Source organism: Nocardioides pantholopis (assembly GCF_003710085.1).
Taxonomy (GTDB): domain Bacteria; phylum Actinomycetota; class Actinomycetes; order Propionibacteriales; family Nocardioidaceae; genus Nocardioides; species Nocardioides pantholopis.
This window is the reverse complement of the sequence record NZ_CP033324.1, coordinates 1,873,144-1,893,118: the sequence shown is the minus strand read 5'-3', so window position 1 is coordinate 1,893,118 and position 19,975 is coordinate 1,873,144. Positions and strand designations below refer to the sequence as shown.

At 72.6% G+C, this 19,975-nt stretch carries 17 protein-coding genes; 7 read left to right on the top strand and 10 right to left on the bottom strand.

Going from position 1 to position 19,975, the window contains the following annotated elements:
• Window position 1: 1 nt before the first annotated feature.
• Together EBO35_RS09060 and EBO35_RS09055 are read right to left on the bottom strand one after the other, a co-directional pair.
• Complete coding sequence (locus tag EBO35_RS09060) at window positions 2–1,390, bottom strand: glutamate decarboxylase (protein WP_122817421.1); 1,389 nt, start codon at window positions 1,388–1,390, stop codon at window positions 2–4.
• 166 nt (window positions 1,391–1,556) lie between these two features.
• Complete coding sequence (locus tag EBO35_RS09055; RefSeq protein ID WP_122817420.1) at window positions 1,557–2,720, bottom strand: acyl-CoA dehydrogenase family protein; 1,164 nt, start codon at window positions 2,718–2,720, stop codon at window positions 1,557–1,559.
• Between the two features lie 266 nt (window positions 2,721–2,986).
• Between EBO35_RS09055 and EBO35_RS09050 the strand changes: the two genes are divergently transcribed.
• Entirely contained in the window at window positions 2,987–4,177 is a 1,191-nt protein-coding gene (locus EBO35_RS09050) for an oxygenase MpaB family protein (protein ID WP_241153939.1), read from the top strand.
• Window positions 4,178–4,224: 47 nt separating this feature from the next.
• Here EBO35_RS09050 and EBO35_RS09045 read toward each other — a convergent pair whose 3' ends face one another.
• Window positions 4,225–5,397, bottom strand: a complete 1,173-nt coding sequence (locus tag EBO35_RS09045; protein WP_122817418.1) for a TetR/AcrR family transcriptional regulator — start codon at window positions 5,395–5,397, stop codon at window positions 4,225–4,227.
• A 207-nt stretch (window positions 5,398–5,604) separates the two neighbouring features.
• Here EBO35_RS09045 and EBO35_RS09040 point away from each other — a divergent pair, with 207 nt between their 5' ends.
• Window positions 5,605–7,191, top strand: a complete 1,587-nt coding sequence (locus EBO35_RS09040; RefSeq protein WP_122817417.1) for a long-chain-fatty-acid--CoA ligase — start codon at window positions 5,605–5,607, stop codon at window positions 7,189–7,191.
• A 3-nt stretch (window positions 7,192–7,194) separates the two neighbouring features.
• Here the strand turns inward: EBO35_RS09040 and EBO35_RS09035 are convergent, their stop codons facing one another.
• The 4 genes from EBO35_RS09035 to EBO35_RS09020 are packed head-to-tail and all read right to left on the bottom strand — an operon-like array spanning window position 7,195 to window position 11,751.
• Window positions 7,195–7,755, bottom strand: a complete 561-nt coding sequence (locus tag EBO35_RS09035) for an ATP-binding cassette domain-containing protein (protein ID WP_122817416.1) — start codon at window positions 7,753–7,755, stop codon at window positions 7,195–7,197.
• Window positions 7,752–8,519 carry an ABC transporter ATP-binding protein gene (locus EBO35_RS09030; RefSeq protein ID WP_122817415.1) on the bottom strand — a complete coding sequence of 256 codons (768 nt, stop codon included), beginning with the start codon at window positions 8,517–8,519 and terminating at the stop codon, window positions 7,752–7,754. Before EBO35_RS09030 ends, EBO35_RS09035 begins: the two co-directional genes overlap by 4 nt.
• Window positions 8,509–10,491, bottom strand: coding sequence for an ABC transporter permease (locus EBO35_RS09025; RefSeq protein WP_122817414.1), 1,983 nt, complete (start codon window positions 10,489–10,491; stop codon window positions 8,509–8,511). The genes EBO35_RS09030 and EBO35_RS09025 overlap by 11 nt, the downstream gene beginning before the upstream one ends.
• 9 nt (window positions 10,492–10,500) lie before the next feature.
• Complete coding sequence (locus EBO35_RS09020) at window positions 10,501–11,751, bottom strand: ABC transporter substrate-binding protein (RefSeq protein ID WP_122817413.1); 1,251 nt, start codon at window positions 11,749–11,751, stop codon at window positions 10,501–10,503.
• A 184-nt stretch (window positions 11,752–11,935) separates the two neighbouring features.
• On the opposite strand from EBO35_RS09020, the gene EBO35_RS09015 reads away from it, so the two are divergent.
• Both EBO35_RS09015 and EBO35_RS09010 read left to right on the top strand, forming a co-directional pair.
• Window positions 11,936–12,625 (top strand): TetR/AcrR family transcriptional regulator, encoded by a 690-nt coding sequence (locus EBO35_RS09015; protein WP_122817412.1) that lies wholly within the window; start codon window positions 11,936–11,938, stop codon window positions 12,623–12,625.
• A 102-nt stretch (window positions 12,626–12,727) separates the two neighbouring features.
• On the top strand, window positions 12,728–14,692 hold the full coding sequence (locus EBO35_RS09010; RefSeq protein ID WP_206422724.1) for a GMC family oxidoreductase N-terminal domain-containing protein: 1,965 nt from the start codon (window positions 12,728–12,730) through the stop codon (window positions 14,690–14,692).
• Between the two features lie 69 nt (window positions 14,693–14,761).
• On the opposite strand, the gene EBO35_RS09005 is transcribed toward EBO35_RS09010, so the two are convergent.
• Together EBO35_RS09005 and EBO35_RS09000 are read right to left on the bottom strand one after the other, a co-directional pair.
• Entirely contained in the window at window positions 14,762–15,634 is an 873-nt protein-coding gene (locus tag EBO35_RS09005; protein WP_122817411.1) for a universal stress protein, read from the bottom strand.
• A 218-nt stretch (window positions 15,635–15,852) separates the two neighbouring features.
• Window positions 15,853–17,115, bottom strand: coding sequence for an HNH endonuclease signature motif containing protein (locus tag EBO35_RS09000; RefSeq protein ID WP_122817410.1), 1,263 nt, complete (start codon window positions 17,113–17,115; stop codon window positions 15,853–15,855).
• A 472-nt stretch (window positions 17,116–17,587) separates the two neighbouring features.
• On the opposite strand from EBO35_RS09000, the gene EBO35_RS08995 reads away from it, so the two are divergent.
• Genes EBO35_RS08995 through EBO35_RS08985 form a run of 3 tightly spaced genes read left to right on the top strand, consistent with a single transcriptional unit; the run spans window position 17,588 to window position 19,295 of the window.
• Window positions 17,588–18,253 (top strand): DUF2867 domain-containing protein, encoded by a 666-nt coding sequence (locus tag EBO35_RS08995; RefSeq protein ID WP_122817409.1) that lies wholly within the window; start codon window positions 17,588–17,590, stop codon window positions 18,251–18,253.
• On the top strand, window positions 18,250–18,687 hold the full coding sequence (locus tag EBO35_RS08990; protein ID WP_122817408.1) for a DUF6463 family protein: 438 nt from the start codon (window positions 18,250–18,252) through the stop codon (window positions 18,685–18,687). Before EBO35_RS08995 ends, EBO35_RS08990 begins: the two co-directional genes overlap by 4 nt.
• Window positions 18,684–19,295, top strand: coding sequence for a TetR/AcrR family transcriptional regulator (locus EBO35_RS08985; protein WP_122817407.1), 612 nt, complete (start codon window positions 18,684–18,686; stop codon window positions 19,293–19,295). Before EBO35_RS08990 ends, EBO35_RS08985 begins: the two co-directional genes overlap by 4 nt.
• A 49-nt stretch (window positions 19,296–19,344) precedes the next feature.
• Here the strand turns inward: EBO35_RS08985 and EBO35_RS08980 are convergent, their stop codons facing one another.
• Window positions 19,345–19,836, bottom strand: coding sequence for a DUF3995 domain-containing protein (locus EBO35_RS08980; protein WP_164477877.1), 492 nt, complete (start codon window positions 19,834–19,836; stop codon window positions 19,345–19,347).
• Window positions 19,837–19,975 lie beyond the last annotated feature (139 nt).

Here is a 19,975-nt window from a genome sequence, read left to right as displayed (position 1 = left end):
GTCAGTGGTGGAACCCGCCCGCCTCCTCCTCCGTCAGCGACTCCCTGGGGGCGTGCTTCCTGAGGATCCCGATCGCGCGCCGGTAGTCGTCGAGCAGCAGCGAGGCCAGGTCGCGGCTGAAGTCGTGGCGGACCAGGATGCGCTGGACGGCCAGGTCCTCCCGGTCGGCGGGCAGCGTGTAGGCGGGCACCTGCCAGCCCCGGGTGCGTAGCCGGTCGGCCAGGTCGAACAGGGTGAACCCGTGGTCGATGCCCTCCTTCAGCTTCCAGGTCAGCGCGGGGATGCCGCCCCGACCGTCGTAGACGACATCGAACGGACCCATCCGGGAGATCTCGTCGGCGAGGTAGCGCGCAGTCTCGTACCCCGCCTCGTGGATCTTGCGGTAGCCGGCTCTGCCGAGCCGGAGGAAGTTGTAGTACTGCGCGACGATCTGGCCGCCAGGGCGCGAGAAGTTGAGCGCGAAGACCGCCATGTCGCCACCGAGGTAGTTGACGTGGAAGATCAGGTCCTCCGGCAGCTCGGCGGCGTCACGCCAGACGGCCCAGCCGACGCCGAGCGGCGCCAGGCCGAACTTGTGGCCCGAGGCGTTGATCGACTTCACGCGGGGCAGCCGGAAGTCCCAGAGCAGGTCCGGCTCGACGAACGGGGCGATGAACCCGCCGCTGGCGCCGTCGACGTGGATCGGGACATCGAGTCCCGTGTCCTCCTGGAGCCTGTCCAGCGCCGCCGCCACGTCCGCCACCGGCTCGTACTGGCAGGTGAACGTGACGCCCAGGGTGGGGACGACCCCGATCGTGTTCTCGTCGACCCGCGCGAGCACCTCCTCGGCGTTCATGATCAGCCGGTCGCCCTGCATCGGGATCTCGCGGAGCTCGATGTCCCAGTAGCGGGCGAACTTGTGCCAGCAGATCTGGACCGGACCGGTGACCAGGTTGGGCCGGTCGGTCGGCTTGCCCTCGGCCCGCCGACGCTCCCGCCACTTCCACAGCAGGGCCATCCCGCCGAGCATGGCGGCCTCGCTCGACCCGGTGGTCGAGGTGCCCATCGTGTTCGCCGCCTGCGGGCTGTTCCAGAGGTCGGCGAGCATGTGCACGCACCGCGCCTCGAGCTCGGCGGTCTGCGGGTACTCGTCCTTGTCGATCATGTTCTTGTCCAGCGACACGGTCATCAGGTCGTCGACCTCGGGCTCCACCCAGGTCTGGCAGAACGTCGCCAGGTTCTGCCGCGAGTTCCCGTCGAGCATCAGCTCGTCGCGCACCACCTGGTACGCGTGCCGCGCGACCTGCTCGCCCGGCGGGAACTTGTACTTCGGCATCGCGATCGACAGGTCGGTCGAGGCGAAGACATCGTCCTCGAGGTCGCCGCGGATCGAGTCCTTCTTGTGCAACATGACGGGCACTCCTCATGTCGGCTCGGAGAGAGGTCGTCTTCCCGGTGTCCCCTCGCCGCGTCCTCAGCCAGGTGCTCCGCGACCTGGCGTCCGGGCCACACCCCGCCGCCCTCCGCAGCCCACGCCGCCCACCCTGACCGGCCGGGACGCCGGCGCGCCACGACCGCTAGAGCCCCAGCTCCCGTCCCACGATCTCCTTCATGATCTCCGTGGTGCCGCCGTAGATCGTCGAGATGCGCGAGTCCAGGTAGTCGTGGGCGATCCGGTACTCCAGCATGTAGCCGTAGCCGCCGTGCAGCTGCACGCAGCGACCCACCACGTCGACGTACTGCTCGGTGCACCAGAACTTCCCGGCCGCGGCGTCGGCTGCGCTGAGCTCCCCGCGGGTGTGGCGGGCCAGCAGGTCGTCGACGTACGCCCGGGAGGCCCGCACGCCGGTGACCATGTCGGCGAGCTCGAACCTGGTGTTCTGGAAGTTGCCGATCGGCTTGCCGAACGCCGTGCGCTCCTTGACGTACGCCAGGGTCCGCTCCAGGACCCCCTCCGAGGCGGCGACCGAGTTCGCGGCGATCGAGATCCGCTCCTGCGGCAGGTTGCCCATCAGGCCAGCGAAGCCCGCGCCCTCTTCCCCCAGCAGGTTCGCGGCCGGCACCCGGACGTCGGAGAAGAACAGCTCGCTGGTGTCCTGGGCGTGCAGGCCGACCTTCTCCAGGTTCCGCCCGCGCGAGAAGCCCGGCCGGTCGGTCTCGATGACGATCAGGCTGAGCCCCCGGTGCGGGTCGGGACCGGTGCGGACGGCGGTGGCCACCAGGTCGGCGTTCTGCCCGTTGGAGATGAACACCTTGCTGCCGTTGACGACGTAGTCGTCCCCGTCGCGCACCGCCGACGTGCTGATCCCGGACAGGTCGCTGCCGGTGCCGGGCTCGGTCATGGCCACCGCGACGACCAGCTCGCCGGTCGCGATGCCGGGCAGCCAGCGGCCCTTCTGCTCGTCGTTGGTCAGGTCGGTGAAGTACGGGATCACGATGTCGCTGGACAGGCCCACGCAGGCCAGTCCGTCGGAGACCGGGTCGCGGGCGAACTCCTCCCCGATCACCGCGTTGAAGCGGAAGTCGGTGATCCCGCCGCCGCCGTACTGCTCGGGGATGTTGAAGCCGAGCAGCCCCGCGCGGGCCGCCTCGGTGAACAGCCAGCGGTCGACCTTGCCCTCGGTGCGCCAGCGCTCGGCGTTCGGCTTGGCGTGCTTGGCCACGAACGCCCGCACCGTCTCGCGCAGGTACTCCTGGTCCTCGTCGTAGAGCGACCGCTGGGCCACCACACCACTGCTCATGCCTGTCTCGATCCTCTCGTTGCGGGTCCGACCGAGAAGCGCCAGGTCAGGGTGGGGACGGTAGGGCTCTCGCCGGAGTGAAGTCAATGGATCCAGCGCACCCTTGCCAGCGTGCGTTGCGCTCCGTATGTTAACGGAGAATCACATCACTCGTGGATGCCACAGCGGGAGATGGGAGCGCGGCAGCCCCGCGTCTCGCACCGCCCATCGAGGCGTCCGGCCTCCTGGAAACGGACATGGAAATGACCTCTGTGAGCAGACGGAACGTGTTGAGCCTCGGAGCCGCCCTGGGATTCACCGGCGCCCTGGCGCCGACCGGCGCAGCGTGGTCCTGGGCACCCTCGGGATCGATCGCCGGCACCGGCGCCGGCGTGGACCCCCAGTGGGTCTGGGACGACGAGCTCGACCGGATCATGGCCAACATCCTCGACAGCAAGCAGGTTCCGGCGGTCAACAAGGCCTATGGCACCTGGGTGAACAACAACGACCCCGTCCCGGCCGGCCTGCCGCCGGAGCTGCGGGCGTTCCTCCAGCAGTCCACCCGGCTCCCGTCGTGGGCGGACGTGACGAAGCTGCGGCGGGCGGCGGACTACAACCGGCGCAAGGACACCTACTTCTTCGTGATCTACGGCATCGGCGGCGGGATCATGAGCACCGTCATCCCGCGCGAGGCCAAGTCGGTCTACTGGTCCCAGGGCGGTGCCGACATGCAGGACCGGGCCGCCAAGACCTTCACCTTCGGCTACGACCAGGCCGAGCTCGGCGGCTACGAGCCGAACGGGCAGTTCCTGGTCACCGCCAACAAGACGCGGACCGTGCACGCGGCCGTGCGCCACCTGCTTCCGCAGATGCCCCAGTGGCGGGCGGTGGCCGACGAGCGCGTCCCGATCAGCAACCACGACATCCTGGTGACCTTCCACTCCACCGGGACCTTCGCACACAAGAAGCTCACCGAGTGGGGCGCGGCCGGCTCCGCAGCCGACCAGGAGGCGTTCCTGCACTCCTGGCAGGTCGCCCTGCACCTGCTCGGTGTCCGCGACGAGTACATCCCCGCCACCTGGGCCGACGCCCACGCCCAGTCGGGGCAGATCCTCACACCGATCCTCAACCCGACCTACGAGGGCCGCGAGCTCGCCGAGGTGCTGCTGGGACTGACCGCGCAGGTGGACCTGGGCGTCACCCGCGGCTTCCTCAACGAGTTCGTGCGCTACATGCTGGGCGACCAGGTGGGCGACTGGCTCCACCTGCGACGCGACTATGCCGCGAAGGCCCTGATCCGCACGGCGTGGCCGACCTACATCGGGTTCCGTGAGGGGACTGTGCGGATCATGCCGGTCACCTACTACATGTTCGACCAGTTCATCCGCGCGCTGGCCATGGCGTTCCTCAACAAGGGCAAGGACGGCAAGACCACCCCGATCACCGTCCCGGACGGGAACCGCCCCACCGGCTCCTGAGGCGTCACGGGGTCCGGGGGCGCGGCCGGCCGGCCGCGCCCACGGACTCAGCCGGAGAGGCCCAGGGCGCCCAGCATCAGTGCCGCGACCGCGTCCCGGTTCGCGTCGGTGTCCTGCCAGCGCAGCTGCCGGCCGGCCTCGACCACCACGCCGAACCCGGCGTGGACCAGGGTCCGCACCTGACGCGTGTCCAGCCCGTGGCACGTCTGCGCGAGCCGGCGCTCCCACAGCGCGACGTGCTCGCGCTGGGCGAGCGTGACGGGCCGCCGCAGGTCCGGCGGCAGGCCCACGATCTCCGCCTCGGCGACGCTGATCAGCGCGGTGTTCTCGAAGCTGTACGCCACGTAGGCGGCCGCGAGCGCCTCCAGGGACTCCTGGGGCCCGTCCACCGCGTGCAGCGCCTGCCCGGCCGCCTGCTCGAGCATCGCCGCCGTCTGCAGGCAGGCGGCGGCCAGGATCTCCGCCTTCACCGGGTAGTGCCGGTAGATCGCCGAGGAGGTGAGCCCGACCGCGCCCGCGATCTGTCCCATGCTCACGTTGCGGAAGCCGTGGTCGGCGAACAGCGGGATCGCGGCCTGGAGGATCTCGCCGCGCCGGCTGGCGGGCTCCGGGCGGACCGGCAGGTGCACCGCCGAGGCGGTGCGCGGCGCCGCCGCCGGGTCGACGCGGGCGGCGCGCAGCGCGGCGTCCACCAGCAGCTCCACGGCGCGCTGCCGGGCGATCTGGGTGTGGTGCAGCGTGATCGAGCCGATCGCCCCGAGTGCCGCGGAGGCGCGCAGGCGCGTCTGGGTGCCGCCCAGGTCCCGCTCCAGCGCCGCGGTCACCGAGTCGACGACGGCTGTGAACTTGGCGCGCAGCTCGCGCCGGTCCTCGACGTCGAGGAACCGGGCCTCCCACCGGTAGACCCCGCCCGAGGCCCGGTGCTCGAGGGTGACCTGGGCCAGCGCCGGAAGCAGCTCGGGCAGCGCGACCTGGTCCGGCAGCTCGCCCAGGACGTCGCGGAGCCGGTCCACCATCAGGTTGGCGCACTCCACGAACAAGGCGTACTTGTTCGGGAAGTGCCGGTAGAGCGCGGCCGCCGAGATGCCGACCCTCGCCGCCACCTCCTCCATCGAGGCGCCGTGGTAGCCGCGCTCGCTGAACACCGGTCCGGCCGCGTCGACGACCAGCTGGCGCCGGTTGCGCGGGCGCCGGCGAACCGGCACCTCCTCGACCGTCATGCCGCCACCTCCCCGCGCCGCGCGCCCCCTGGGCCCGTCTCCGGCGCCCCAGTCAACCATGCCCGGTCGGACCCGCGGAGCCGGCCCGGGGCGTGAAAGCGCGTTCACAAAAGGGTGACTCGCCATTAACATAACCATTCCCCTGGAGCCCGGTCCTGTGCATACTGGCCAGCACGCCAATCCGCGCACGCAGCTCGAGGAGTGAGCATGTCGACCACCGCCCTGCCCCCCGCCTGGACCTTCCGCAACCACTGGATGGCCCACGCCGGAACCCATGCGGCGATGCGGCCCGACAAGCCCGCGCTGAGGTATCGCGGCGAGACGACCACCTGGTCGCAGCTCTCGGAGCGCTCGTTGCGCGGCGCGGCGGCGCTGGCGGCGCGCGGTGTCGGTGCCGGCGACCGGGTCGCGCTGCTGACCCTCAGCCACCCGTGGTTCGTCGAGTCGGTCCTCGCCGCCAACAGCCTCGGCGCGATGGCCGTCCCGCTCAACTTCCGGCTCGCGCCACCGGAGCTCGACTACATCCTCACCGACAGCGCGCCCGTGGCTGTCGTCGTCGACGCCCTGCTGCTGCCGCTGCTCAAGGCAGCCCCGGCCTCGGCGTCGATCGGGACCGTCGTCGTGATCGGCGAGGCGGACCTCGGGGCCGAGGCCGACCACGTGCTGGCCTACGAGGACTTCCTGGCCGGCCAGGAGCCGATGGAGTTGCCCGACGTCAGCGAGGACACCACGGCGCTGATCATGTACACCTCGGGCACCACCGGGCACCCCAAGGGCGCGATGCTGTCGCACCGCAACATGCAGGTGCAGGCACTCACCTGCATCCGGGCGATGGAGATGTTCGACGACTCCGACATCGGCTTCCTGACGGCGCCGTTCTTCCACATCGCCGGTCTCGGCTCGATCGTGGCCAACCTCGTCGTCGGCGGCACGGTGGTGATCCACCCGCTGGGCGCCTTCGACCCGGCGGCCGTGCTCGACGCCTACGAGGCCGAGGGCGCCACGGTGGTCTTCAACGTGCCGGTGCAGTGGGACCTGATCTGCGCCCAGCCCGACATCGACCAGCGCGACCTCAAGCTGCGCATCATCAGCTGGGGCGCGGCCCCGGCCTCGGACGCCACCCTGCGGGCGATGGCCGCGGCCTTCCCGGACGCCCTCAACGTCGCTGTCTTCGGCCAGACCGAGACCTCGCCGATCACCTGCGTGCTGCGCGGGGAGGACTCGCTGCGCAAGCTCGGCTCGGTCGGCCAGCCCATCCCCACGCTGCAGTACCGGGTCGTCGACCAGCTCATGAACGACGTCGCCCCCGGCGAGGTCGGCGAGATCGTCTACCGCGGACCCACGGTGATGAAGGGGTACTGGAACAAGCCGTCCGAGACCGCCGAGGCCTTCGCCGGCGGCTGGTTCCACTCCGGCGACCTGGTCAAGCAGGACGCCGAGGGCTTCGTCTGGGTCGTCGACCGGATGAAGGACATGATCATCTCCGGCGGCGAGAACATCTACTGCGCCGAGGTGGAGAACGTCATCGCGGCCCACCCCGCCGTCCGCGAGGTCGCCGTCATCGGGCGCCCCGACGACCGGTGGGGGCAGGTCCCGGTGGCGGTCGTGTCGACGGTCCCCGGCTCCGAGCTCGGGCTCGGGGACCTGACCGCGTTCCTCACCGGCAAGATCGCCTCCTACAAGCTGCCCAAGGACCTCGTGGTGCTGCCCGAGCTGCCCCGCAACGCGGGCGGGAAGATCCTCAAGGGGACGCTGCGCGCCACCGCCACCCAGCTGGTCCCCCAGGGCGGCTGACGCTCAGACCGGGTCGGTCCGCCCGAAGTAGGCGTCCTCGACCCGGCGGCGGTCCGCCCGCAGCACGGCTGCGTCGTCGACCAGCGCGACGCGGCCGTGGTGGAGGACCGCCGCCCGGTCGGCGATCGAGAGCGCGAGGTCGACGTGCTGCTCGACGAGGACCACCGCGAGGCCGCGCTCGTCGGCCCACCGGCGCGACCAGAGCGCCCGCAGCCTCGGGAAGTCGTCGAGCACCGGCTCCAGGCCGGCGGGGTTCCGGGCGAGTCGCAGGTTGTCGGCCACGCTCAGCCGGTGGAAGACGCCACGGTCGTCGGGCACGAGCGTGACGCCGGCGCGAGCGTTCTGCTCGGTACGGCGACCCAGCGGCCGCCCGAACGCGGAGACCTCGCCGGCCGCGCGGCGGATCGCGCCGACGACCGCGAGCAGGGTCGTGGACTTCCCGGCGCCGTTCGGCCCGAGCAGCGCCAGGACCGTCCCGGCCGGGACCTCGAAGGAGACGTCGCGGACGGCGAGCAGCCCCCGGTAGCCGGCACTGAGCCCCGCCACCCGCAGCGCGGCGCTCACGCGACACCGCCCAGGTACGCCGCGAGCACCGCCGGGTCCTCGCGGACCTGCTGCGGGGTGCCCGACGCGATCACCGCACCGAAGTCCATGACGTAGATCCGGTCGCAGAACTCCAGCACCAACGACATGTCGTGGTCGATCAGCAGCACGCCGCGCCCCGAGTCCGCGACCCGGCGTACGTCGTGGCCGAGCTGCTGGCTCTCGTGGGTGTCCAGGCCGGCGGCCGGCTCGTCGAGCAGCACCATCCGGGTACCGCCGACCACGGCGCGGGCGACGCCGACCAGCTTCTGCCGGCCCAGCGAGAGCTCCGAGGGGCGCCGGTGGGCGTCGTCGAGGAGCCCCATCAGCGCGAGCGCCTCGGCCTCCTCGGGCCGGCTTCGGGCGCTGCGTCCGCTCAGGTCCTGCAGGAGCGTGCGCAGCCCGACGGTCCGGGCGGCCACCGCCACGTTGTCGGCGACGGTGACGTCCTCGAAGAGCTCGCCGGCCTGCCAGGTCCGGCCCAGACCGGCCCGGCGGCGGTGGTGCGGCCCACCGGTAAGCCGGCGGCCGGCCAGCAGCACCTCGCCGGTGGAGGGGGTGAAGCCGGTGACGGCGTCGACGAAGGTGGTCTTGCCGGCGCCGTTGGGGCCGATCAGCCCGACCACCTCGCCGGCGCCCACACTGAGCGTGACCGCGTCGTTGGCGCTCACCCCGCCGTAGCGCACGGTGAGGCCCTCGGCGCGCAGCAGCGGCTCGGCGGCCGAGGACGGGTGGTCAGCCGACATGGGCGGGCTCCTGGGTGACGATCTCGCGCGGCGGCCGAGCCCGGTCGCGGCGCAGGTGGGCGGTCGCGGCCCGCACCGAGCCGGCGACGCCGGTCGGGTTGGCGACCGCGGTGAGCACGAGCAGCAGGGCGGCGACGAGGTGGTAGTACTCGCCGACCTCGAGGGTGGTGTTGAGGAACGTGTGCACCACCCCGAGCGGGGCGACGAGCCCGGCGACCACGGCGCCGCCGATGCTGGTGACGCCGCCGACGTAGGTCAGCGCCAGCAGCACCAGGCCGGTGAGGACCGAGAACGACGCCACCGACAGCTGGCCGCGGCTGTAGCCGATCAGGCAGCCGCCGACGCCGGCGAGCAGGGCGGCGAGGGCGAAGCCGAGGAGCTTGGTGCCGGCGACGTTGATGCCGGCCGAGGCGGCCGCCCGCTCGTTGGAGCGGACCGCCAGGAAGGCGCGCCCGGTGGCACCGCGCATCACCAGCACCAGCGCGACGGCGAGCACCGTCACGACGGCCAGCGCGAGGAGCGCGAAGCGCATCGTCACCAGGGTGGTCTCGTTGCGGACGCCGAGGGAGACGCCGAAGAGCTCCACGTCGTTGATCCGGTGCCCCTCGAACGGCGTCAGCGCCGGGTTGCCGAAGACGAAGCTCTGCAGCGCGATCGCCGCGGCGAGGGTGACCACGGCGAGCTGGGCGCCGCGGATGCGCAGCGCCGGGATCCCGACGAGTACGCCGGCCAGCGTCGCCGCGGCGACGGCGAGCACCATGTCGAGCGGGAACGGCAGCCCCCAGGAGGTGCCGAGCTTGGAGAGCACGAAGCCCGCGGTGCCGGCGAAGGCCATCGTGGCCAGCGAGATCTGGCCGAGGTAGCCGGTCAGCAGCACCAGCGAGAGCGCCAGCAGGGTCATGATGATCGAGCTGATCAGGCCGTAGCGCCAGCTGCCCGAGGTCAGCAGCAGCGCGAGCGCGACCGCGGCCACGACGAGGCCGCCCAGCACGGGGCGGACCCGGGGCAGCACCACCTCCGGCATCGCCACCTCCCCGGTCGCGCCCCGGGCCGGGATCCGGCCGCCGAGCGCGAACAGCGCCGCGATGACGATGAGGAACGGGATCGTGTCGCCGACCCCCGCCTGCGCCCACTCGGGCCACCAGGACTTGGTGGCGAGGTAGAACAGCTCGGTCTGCAGGCAACCCAGCAGCAGGCCGGCCACCGCGGCCGTCAGGACCGAGGTGAGCCGGCCGACCAGGGCCACCGCGAGCGCCGGCACGACGTAGAACGTGAAGCTGGTCGGGTCCAGCCCGATCGAGGGCGCCGCGAGCACCACGACCAGGCTCGAGGCGGCCCCGGTGATCGCCCACACCACGGCCGCCAGCCGATCCGGGGAGAACCCCATCAGCCGGGCGGCCCGCTCCGACTCCGCGGCCGCCCGGGTGGCGATGCCGCGCGTGGTGAACCGGAAGTACGCCGCCAGCGCGGCCGCCGCCGCCAGCGCCAGCCCGGCCACCAGCAGGTCGCTGCGGGCCAGCACGGCCTCGCCGATCTCGACGGTCCCCTGCGGCAGGATGGCCGGCGTGATCGCGATCGCCGCCGTGTCGAAGCGGATCGTGACCAGGGCCTGCAGGAAGATCATGATCCCGATCGAGGCGACCACCTGGGCCAGCACCGGGGCCCGGCGCAGCGGCCGGAAGACCAGCAGGTGGGCGAGCAGGCTCCAGACCACGCCGGCGGCGACCCCGATCGCCACCGCCGGCCAGGCCGGCAGCGCCTCCTCGCTCAGCGAGACGCTGCCGACCGGCAGGACCAGGGTGCCGTCGTAGCGCAGCGCGGCGACCTGCCACACCGCCCACAGCGTGATCGAGCCCTGGGCGAAGTTGATCAGTCCGGTCGCGGCGTACACGCCCACCAGGCTGCTGGCGAGCACCGCGTAGACCGCTCCGGTGGAGAGTCCGAGGGCGGCGAACTGGAGGACCTGGTCCATGACCGCGGCTCAGGAGGCGCCGGGGATCTTGGCCAGGATGTCGGGCAGCGGCGTGATCCACTCCCCCGTGACCGGCTCGGTGGCGCCCTGGTCGTCGACGTTGAACAGCAGCATCTGCGAGGTGCAGTTGGGGGTGGTCGCCCCGCCGCAGGTCAGCTCCGGGCCCAAGAAGGACGGGAACGCCTCGAGCCCCTTGAGGGTGGCGAGGATCGTGGGTCCGTCGAGCGCGGCGTCCGGGGAGGCGTTGAGCGCCTCGGCCAGCGTCGCGGTGACCCCGAGCTGGGCGAAGGCGTAGAAGTCGGCGGTGCCGCCCTCCTCGCTGATCGCCTCCTCGGCGACCTCCAGCTGCTCCTGGACGTCCTCGGGCGCGTAGTCGGCGGCCCGCGGCAGCCAGTGCGAGGAGTAGAGCGCGGCACCCGCGGCCTCGGCGGGGGCCTGGTCGATGAACTCGGTGCAGGCGGCGGTGAAGATCGTGCCCTCGTAGCCCAGCTGGCGCAGGCCCTGGACCAGCTTGGTGCACACCGACGGGTCGGGGGCGGCCATCAGGCCGCCGACGTCAGGGTCGGTCTCCTTGATCGTCGAGGCGATCGCGTTGAAGTTCGGGTTGGTGGGCGAGAAGTAGAGCCCCTCCACCTCGATGCCGAGGGCGGCGCCGACCGGCTTGAGCACCAGGTCGACGCTCTGGTGGGTGGCCGGGATGTCGGCGGCGACGAGCGTGACGGACTTCTTCCCCTCCTCGCTGAAGGCCTGCAGCGCCCCGATCAGGAACGCGGCCTGGGGGGCACTGAAGAACACCCGGTTCTCGACCTCCGCGCCCGTCGCCGAGTCGAACGGGATGCCGCCGACCAGCGGGATGCCGGCGGTGGTGAGGATGTCGATCGCCGAGCTGGAGGTGGTGTTGAAGCCGTCGAGGGCGGCGACCACCTCGTCCTCGGCGAACTTGTTAGCACACGAGATCGTGGTCTCGGGGGTGCCGTCGGTGGCACAGCTGACCAGCTCGACGGGCCGGTCGTGGATGCCGCCCAGCTCGGAGTTCACGTAGTCGACCCCGGCCCGCGCCCCGACACCGACGCCGAGCGACTTGTAGCCGCCGGCCGAGGGGTCGAAGAGCCCGATCCGGACCGGGTCGCCGGTGGGCTGGTCGCCCGCGGCCTCGTCGTCGGAGTCGTCCGAGGTGCCGCAGGCGGCAGCGGTGAGGAGGAGCGCGACCGCGAGCAGGGCCGGCACCCCCCGTCGGGTGGGACGTCGCGTCAGTCGCATGAGATGCCTTTCGGTGGGCCCTGGATCCCGAGACGACCACGCGCGCCGTGTGACGTGGCTCACCAGCGGAACGTAGAGTAAGAATGAGGTTGAGGTCAACCTTAGTTTCCAGCACGGTGACCACCGGTCGCCGGCGGCAGCCCTCCCGGCCCTAGGCTGGCCAGGCCGACACCCGGAGGAATCCATGCCCACACCCCCCAGCCCGGCCCAGTCCACCGAGGCGCCCGAGGTCTCCGCCGTACGCCGGCGCCGGGACCCGCGCCGCGAGCAGACGCCGCTGAGGTTGATCGCGGCCGCACGGGTGATCTTCGAGCGTGACGGCTTCTTCGAGGCTCGGCTGGTCGACATCACCGACGAGGCGCAGGTCGCGTCCGGGACGCTGTACCGGTACTACGGCTCCAAGCACGAGATCTTCGGGGCCGTCATGGCAGAGGTGGTCCGCGAGCTGACCGGGGTGACGCCGGAGCACGTCAGCGGCCACCGCGACCCCGTCGCCCGGCTGCGCGAGGTCAACCTGGTCTACGTCCGCGCGATCCGGCGCAACGCCCGGCTGATGAACCTGATGTACCAGGTGGGCGAGGCCGACGAGGCGGTCCGCAAGCAGGGCGACGAGATCGTCGCCCACCTCCAGGGGCGCGCGGTCGACGCCGTACGCCGCTGGCAGGGCGAGGGTCTGGCCTACCCCGACCTCGACCCGGTGCTGACCGCGCACGCGCTGACCTACATGGTCGAGCGGGTGGCGATGGCCTGGTTGACCGGGCGCGCCGACTACGACGAGGAGGCCATGGTCGCCGCGATCAACGGCATCTGGGAGCGCTCGCTCGGCCTCGGGATCTATCGGGCCCCGGACGCGGAGCCGCGTCCACAAGAGTGAGGTAGATCTCAACTTTCCCTGGTCTGGGGAGCACGGACGCCCTAGGGTCCGGCTCAGAGCGCATGTCGACCGTCGACGCACGCGCCGCCTTGGAGGTGCCCCGTGGCCCACGGTCCGATGGAGCTCAGCGAGCGTCAGGCGGGCGTCCTGCGCCTGATCTGCGACACCTTCGCGCCGGGTGACGGCGCCGTTCCCGCGGCCAGCGCGCTCGGCGTACCGGAGGTGGTGGCCGGGCTGGTCGCCGGCAATCCGCGCCCGGCCGAGCGCCAGACCTTCCTGCGCCTGCTGGACCTGTGGGACACCCGGCTCGGCGGCCTAGCACTGACCGGCAGCCCGCGCACCTTCTCCTCCCGCTCCCCCGCCGACCGGGAGGCCGTGCTGGTGGCGATGTCGCAGTCCCGGCTGCCGCTGCGCCGCACGGCGTTCAGCGCCCTGAAGGGGGCGGCCACCCTGGGCTACTACCTCGCACCCGGGCCGACCGGGCACTCCCCGGTGTGGGACGCGATCGGCTACCCCGGCCCGCTCGGCACCCGCGCCGACGCACCGCCGCCGCTCCTCGCCGTCCAGCGGGTGACGGCCGACGCCACCATCGACTGCGACGTCGTCGTGGTCGGCTCGGGGTCCGGCGGCGGCACGGCGGCCGCGGTGCTGGCAGGCGCGGGCCTCGACGTGGTGGTGCTCGAGCGCGGTGAGTACTACGACGACGCCGACTTCGACGGCGGCGAGCTCTCCGGGCTCTCCCGGCTCTACGCCAGCGGCCCGACGGCGACCGCGGAGGGGCAGCTCTCGCTGCTGGAGGGCGCCTGCCTGGGCGGCGGGACGGTCGTGAACTGGACGACCAGCTTCGCGACGCCCGACCACGTCCGCGAGGAGTGGGCCGCGCTCGGCGCCCACCAGTTCGCCGGGGACGAGTACGCCGCCGCCCTCGCCACCGTCACCGACCGGCTCGGCGTGAACCGCGACCACAACCTCGCCTCGGCCCGCGACGAGGCGCTCGAGCGCGGCGCGAAGGCGCTCGGCTGGCACGTCGACTCGATGCCGCGCAACGTCCGTGGCTGCGACCAGGGCATCGACTGCGGTCGCTGTGGCTACGGCTGCCGGCTCGGTGCGAAGCAGTCCACCACCAAGACCTGGCTCACCGACGCGGCCGCGAACGGCGCCCGGATCCACGTCGGCGTCAGCGCGCGGCGGGTCCTCGTCGAGGCCGGTCGGGCCACCGGCGTCGAGGCCGTCGGGCCGGACGGGCACACGCTCACGGTCCGGGCCCGGGCGGTGGTCGCGGCCGGCGGCTCGCTGCAGACCCCGGCCCTGCTGCGCCGATCCGGCCTCACCAACCCCAACATCGGCCGGCACCTGCGGCTCCACCCCGCGACCGCGGTCTGGGCGCTCTATCCCGAGGTCGTGAACCCCTGGGAGGGCACCCTCCAGGCGCGCTACTGCGACGAGCACGCGGACCTCGACGGCGAGGGGTACGGCGTCATCTACGAGACCGGGCCGTCCAACCCGGCCTCGGCCCTGGCCTTCCTCAACTGGCGTGGCGGTCGCCAGCACCTCGACATGATGCGGCAGCTGCCGCACGCCGGCGTGATCGGCGTGATCACCCGCGACCGCGACTCCGGCCGGGTCGAGGTGGGCAAGGACGGCGAGCCCGTCGTGCGCTACCGGCTCTCCGCCCGCGACCGGGAGCACCTGCACCACGGCGTCGTCGGGGCGGCGCGGCTGGCCGAGGCCGCCGGCGCCCACACCGTCTTCTCCGGCCACCAGTCCGGCGCCGGCTTCGAGCCGGGCCGCCGCGGCACCCTGGAGTCCTTCGCCGCCGAGGCGCTCGCCAGCGGCTACGACCCCGGCCGCTGCGCGATGGCTGCCCTGCACCTGATGGGCTCGGTGCGGATGGGCGGAGACCCGGGCGACTCGGCCCTGGACCCGGACGGCGCCACCTGGGAGGTCCCGAACCTCGTGGTCGCCGACGCCTCGACCTTCCCGACCTCCTCGGGGGTCAACCCGATGATCTCGGTCCAGGCGATCGCCCACATGAACGCCACCCGGCTCGCGGCCCGCCTGGGGTGATCGCGCGGCGGTCGAGCCGCGAGGGCTCCCCGGCTCCTGAGCCTGTCGGAACCCCCGCCACGCTCCCGGTCAGGTCCGGGCCGCCGGGACGACGGCGACGAGGCACGGGGCGTGCTCGAGGACGCCCCGGGGGACGTTGAGGTCCAGCAGGCCGAAGATCGAGCGTCGCACGTGGGCGCCGAGCACCACCATGTCCGCCGAGGCCGCGGCCTGGGTCAGCGCCTCGTCGGCCAGCCCCCGTCGCAGCCGCAGCTGCACCTCGACGTCGGGGAAGCGCGGCGCGAACCGGTCGGCGATCTCCTGGAGCCGCGCCCACTCCTGCGCGTGGCCGGACACCTCGGGAGGGATGTCCCCCTCCGGCAGCCCTTCGAAGAGGGTGTGGATGATCGTGAGCGGCGACCCGCGCAGTGCGGCCTGCCGGAAGGCCCACTCCAGGGCCGCCTCGGAGTTCTCCGTCAGGTCGGTCCCCACCAGGATCTCGGCCCCCGGGGGCCGGGGCTCGTGCGGACGGCGTACGACGACCGGGCAGCGGGCGTGCTGGGACAGGGCGATGCCGACCGATCCCAGCAGCAGGCTCGTGACCGGACCCCGGCCCCGCGAGCCCACCACCAGCAGATGAGCCACGGACGACGCCTCGAGCAGCGCGGCCCGCGCGTCGTCCATCACGAGCTCGGTGGCGACCTCCGACAGGTCGTGCTCGTCCCTGGCTCGCTGCGCCGCGCGCTCCAGCACGGCGTGCCCCTCCCGCCGCATCGCGGTGAGCAGGAGCGCCGGGTCGAGCTCGGCGCCCGGCGGCATCTGGACGACGCCGCCGTGGACGATGGTCAGCCGCCGGCGCTCCAGGGCGGCCTGCTCGGCCGCCCAGTCCAGCGCCTGGTCCCCGGCCTCGGAGCCGTCCACCCCGACGACGACCGCACCGGTGCTTGCCTCCAGGATTGTCATCCCGATCTCCCATCGACAACGCCGGGGCCCGAGACGACTCCGAACGACCAGGTCAGCGTAGGCGGGTCGGCCGCCGTAGGCGAGGGCCTGGCGCGCTCTCAGCGGCTCGCCTCCTTGTCCAGCTGCGCCGACTGCGCGCGTTCCTGCTGACGATCGAGCGGCCCCTGCCCGCCGAACGGGACTCGGCCACCTGACGCGGTGCGGCCACGAATCGCGGTCTAACACCGTCGGTGGAAGGCGACCTTCCCGCCGGGCAGGGTCTTGGTCTCGTACGCCGGGTCGTGGGCGCGGGCGTGGTGGCGGGGGCAGAGGAGCCGGCCGTTGGTCAGGCTGGTGCCACCGCCGAAGTGCCAGGGGATGACGTGGTGGCCGTGACACAGTCCCGGTGGCCGGTCGCATCCTTCGGCGGTGCAGCCGCCGTCGCGCAGTGCCATCGCGATGCGCTGGGCCTTGGTGAACAGCCGCCGGGTGCGGCCGACGTCGAGGGGCTGACCCTGACCGTCGAGGACAGCGGGGATGATCCCGGCCTGACAGGCCAGCCTGCGGGCCTCGGTGGCGGAGATGGTCTCGCCCGTGCTCAGCTGCGCGGCCCGCAGGCCGCCGACCAGCGACTCCATCTCCATCGTGACCACGATCGTGGCGGCGACGCCGCCGGCGTCGGGGAGCCGGTCGGTCGGGTAACGCTCTAGGTACTCGCAGAAGGCCTGACCCATCCGCTCCGGACCCGGCCGCCGCTCACCGGACCCAGCTCCGTTCACGGCCTGCTGGTGCTTCGGGGCCGCGATCGCCAGCAGGGCGGTGCGGAGCATGGCTGCATGGTGGGTGGGGATCGTGAACCGGCCGTGGGTCTTCCCGTGCCCGTCGTCGGACATCGTCAACCTCGCCGCAGCACGGGCGGCGGCCTCCTCCCGCTCCAGCCGCGCGGCCTCGACGGCGTCCGCGTGCTCGGGGGCGATGACCTCGACCAGCCGCTTCCCCAGCCGGCGCAACGCGATCGCGTCGTGGTGGCGGGCCTGCCCGAGCAGGAACTCCTCGGCCCGCAGCCGGGTGTCCTCGTCGACCAGATCGCCAGGCAGGTCGTCGACGGCATTCACGATCACCTGCGCCTGGTCCAGGTTGACCCGGCCCGCGGCCAAGGCCTCCCGGACCGGGTCGTGGCGCGGGATGTCCAACGCCCGCGCCAGCCGCATCAGCCGGTGGCTCTCCTGGCGGGTCAGCCGGGCCTCGTGCGCCCACCAGTTCGCCGTACTCGTGGCGCCGACCGCGCCACCCACCTCGACCGTGTGCGCGTGGACCGCGACCCGGAGCCGCAGCTCCTGCAGCCGGGCGATCTCGGACGTCAGCTCCAGCAGCGCGACACCCGCCTCGGCCGCGTCCAGCGACCACACCGGCGCATCGACCACCCCGTCCAGCGCCTCGTGCACGCACGCCGCCGCCCGGGCCACCGGGTGCCCGGATCGAGGTGCGAACGCTGCCGTCATGTGACCTACTACACCACCGACCACCGACAGTTCTGATCGGCTGTTCGCCCAGTCAGACCCCCTGTGGACAACCCCGCTGGGACCATCGGAGGGCAGTGCGGCTACCGCTGCAATGCCGAGCACCGCACCCGCGCGAGCGCCACCCCGACTCCGCCGAGGACCGCCACCGATCCCGGCGACCACCAGCCAGCCCGGCGCGCCCCGGACCGCAGCCACCCACGCAATGACCACCAGCACCCACGCCCCACAGGCCGGGCCTATGGCGGCACGCGCCTTCGTGGTCGCACGGGCCCGTTCACCGACCAGGACACCACGGGCTCAGGCCTCCCGATCACGCCGCGAGGCCACCCGCAGAAAACCGGTTGATCCACGTACATGCATGTTTGTATGTTCAGACCATGACAACGTTCCCGAGCGACGAGGCGGCTTCGCACGCGGAGCTCCGCCGTCCTGACCCACCCCGGCGGCGGCCATGAGGTCGAACCGGCTGCCCGACGTCGAGCACACGACCCGTCCGTGGCGGATCCACGAGATCGCGCCCGACTTCGAGGTCGAGGACGTGTGGGCCTACCGGACTCCGGGTGCCGGACCGGCCGACTTCCCCGTGATGCTGGACGCGCTGCGGGTCGCCGGCGGGCTCAACCAGAATCCGCCGGTGGTGCGGCTCCTGTTCGCGATCCGCTGGCGGCTCGGGGCGGTGTTCGGCTGGGACGAGCCGCGGGCGGGTCTTGCCGGGCGGGTCGAGTCCCTGCGGGATCGCCTCCCCGCCGACCTCCGTCAGGAGGCGGCCGGGTCCCCGGTGCCCCACACCCCGTTCACCATGGTCTTCGAGCTCCCCGACGAGTGCGTGATCGAGCTGGCCAACAGGACCGTCCACGACCTCTGCCACCTGGGGTGGGTGCCGACGCCCAGCGGCGAGTACGAGCTTCGGATGGCGGCGCTCGTCAAGGCCAACGGCTGGTTCGGCCGGATCTACCTGACCGCGATCAAGCCGATCCGGTACCTGGTCGTCTACCCGGCGCTGACCCGGAAGTGGGAGCGCGCCTGGCGGGACCGGGACGTCCTCCTCGCGTCGCCCACCCCGACCGCTCCGAGGCGCCCCCGGCCGCGCGGCGACAGCGATGGATCAGCCACATGACCACGTGGGCCGGATGGATCATCACCGTGGCCGGCCTCGGGCACACGATCGGCAGCCTGGCCGAGACGGTGCCGCACCACCTGGGGGCCTGGTTCGACGGGCGCCTGTGGAGCGAGCATGAGTACGCCGAGCAGAGCGACGCCGCCGCCGGGTTCTGGTACTCCGTCTTCAGCTTCGGTCCCCCATTGATCCTGATCGGGGTCCTGGTGCTGTGGCTGGGCCGGCGCGGTCTGACGCCGCCAGCGTTCCTGGCCTGGGCCATCGGGGCCTGGGTGGTGATCACCTTCGTCGCCTCCGGACCGTCCCCGCTGCCAGTCCTCCTGGTGGCCGTCGTGCTGGTCCTCCTCGCTGCCCGCCGACCAGGGCCAGGCGGCGGATCCCGCCCGTCGTCTCGGCTAGCCTCGGGCCACCCCGAGCCGAGAGCAGAAGCGTGAGCGAACCCGTCGTGCGCCGTACCCAGGTCGATCGACGCGCCAAGACGCGCAACGCTCTCCTCGTGGCCGCGGCTCGGGGCCTGGCGACCTACGGCTACGCCAACCTGGTCCTGGAGCAGGTGGCCCGGGACGCCGGGTACACCCGCGGCGCGCTCTACCACCTGTTCGCCAACAAGGAGGAGCTGGCGCTCGCCGTGGTGGAGTGGGTCGGAAGCACCTGGGACGCGGAGGTGCGCCAGCCAGCCCTCGACGAGGCCGATCCCCTGGACGCACTGATCACGATGACCAGAGGTCACGCCCGCTACTGCCGCCAGCACGAGGGGGCCCGGGTGATCCTCACCCTGAGGGTCGAGCTGACCGGGCAGGATCACCCCGTCGGGCGCGCCATGGCAGGGACCTACGACGTCCTCGAGGCCGGGTGCGCCGACCTCGTCACCGCCGCGCGCAGCGACGGCTCCATCCCCGCCGGTCCCCCGGCCCGCCTGATGGCGAGGGCCTTCCTCGCCATCTTGGAGTCGGTCGGCATCGAGGTGGCGGACAGCCCGCCGTACGACGTCGAGCTGCTGGAGCGAGCAGTGCGAGGAGTCCTGGGCGTCCCGCCCGCCTGACGCCCGGGACGAGATCCGCGACGCGTCGACCTACCGCCGCCCCCGCCGCTCAGCGGCCTGGCGACGGCGTGCGCTCTCGCGCGGAGGCGATGGTCCTTCCGAGCGCCAGCCAGATCAGTCCGCCCAGCACGAAGGCCGGCTCCACCAGGCCCAGGATGAGCGGCGGGAGAGCGTCGCCCGACACGACGTCCACCGCCAGGGCGGCGAGTCCGACGCCGCCGCGCAGCAGCAGCAGGACTCCGGCGGTGAGCGCGACGAGCCGCAGCAGACCCGAAGGCCGGTCCAGGAGCCTCGGGGTGGCCAGCAGCAGTGCCCAGGCAGCCCCCAGCACGCACAGCACGATGACCGCACCGTTGTAGAGGGTGAACCACGCCTGCTCGAACGCCTGGTCGGCGGCCCGGGACGAGTCGCCGAGGCCGGCACGGCCGCCCAGTCCCCAGTAGCCGTGGGGGATCAGGAAGACCAGGCACCACGCAGCAGCACCGAACGCCACGACTCTCCGGGTCTCGGCGGACGAGTGACGCTCAGCGGTTCTCCCCATGCCTCGGTGCCTTCCGTGGTGCTGGTGCCGGGCCAGCGCCCGAGCCCTTCGCCTCATGCCGAGTGTGGGCCAGACCAACGGTGGACGCGGCCAGGTTTTCTGCAGCGCCGGCCGCGAGGCACCGTCGCTGGTCGGTGCG

What these genes read in the sequence shown, in the direction of transcription:
- EBO35_RS09000 (WP_122817410.1), bottom strand. Translation starts at nt 17,115, where the DNA reads ATGACGGCAGCGTTCGCACCTCGATCCGGGCACCCGGTGGCCCGGGCG.
- EBO35_RS08995 (WP_122817409.1), top strand. Translation starts at nt 17,588, where the DNA reads ATGAGGTCGAACCGGCTGCCCGACGTCGAGCACACGACCCGTCCGTGG.
- EBO35_RS09005 (WP_122817411.1), bottom strand. Translation starts at nt 15,634, where the DNA reads ATGACAATCCTGGAGGCAAGCACCGGTGCGGTCGTCGTCGGGGTGGAC.
- EBO35_RS09055 (WP_122817420.1), bottom strand. Translation starts at nt 2,720, where the DNA reads ATGAGCAGTGGTGTGGTGGCCCAGCGGTCGCTCTACGACGAGGACCAG.
- EBO35_RS09060 (WP_122817421.1), bottom strand. Translation starts at nt 1,390, where the DNA reads ATGTTGCACAAGAAGGACTCGATCCGCGGCGACCTCGAGGACGATGTC.
- EBO35_RS09020 (WP_122817413.1), bottom strand. Translation starts at nt 11,751, where the DNA reads ATGCGACTGACGCGACGTCCCACCCGACGGGGGGTGCCGGCCCTGCTC.
- EBO35_RS09025 (WP_122817414.1), bottom strand. Translation starts at nt 10,491, where the DNA reads ATGGACCAGGTCCTCCAGTTCGCCGCCCTCGGACTCTCCACCGGAGCG.
- EBO35_RS08990 (WP_122817408.1), top strand. Translation starts at nt 18,250, where the DNA reads ATGACCACGTGGGCCGGATGGATCATCACCGTGGCCGGCCTCGGGCAC.
- EBO35_RS09045 (WP_122817418.1), bottom strand. Translation starts at nt 5,397, where the DNA reads ATGACGGTCGAGGAGGTGCCGGTTCGCCGGCGCCCGCGCAACCGGCGC.
- EBO35_RS08980 (WP_164477877.1), bottom strand. Translation starts at nt 19,836, where the DNA reads ATGGGGAGAACCGCTGAGCGTCACTCGTCCGCCGAGACCCGGAGAGTC.
- EBO35_RS09040 (WP_122817417.1), top strand. Translation starts at nt 5,605, where the DNA reads ATGTCGACCACCGCCCTGCCCCCCGCCTGGACCTTCCGCAACCACTGG.
- EBO35_RS09015 (WP_122817412.1), top strand. Translation starts at nt 11,936, where the DNA reads ATGCCCACACCCCCCAGCCCGGCCCAGTCCACCGAGGCGCCCGAGGTC.
- EBO35_RS09030 (WP_122817415.1), bottom strand. Translation starts at nt 8,519, where the DNA reads ATGTCGGCTGACCACCCGTCCTCGGCCGCCGAGCCGCTGCTGCGCGCC.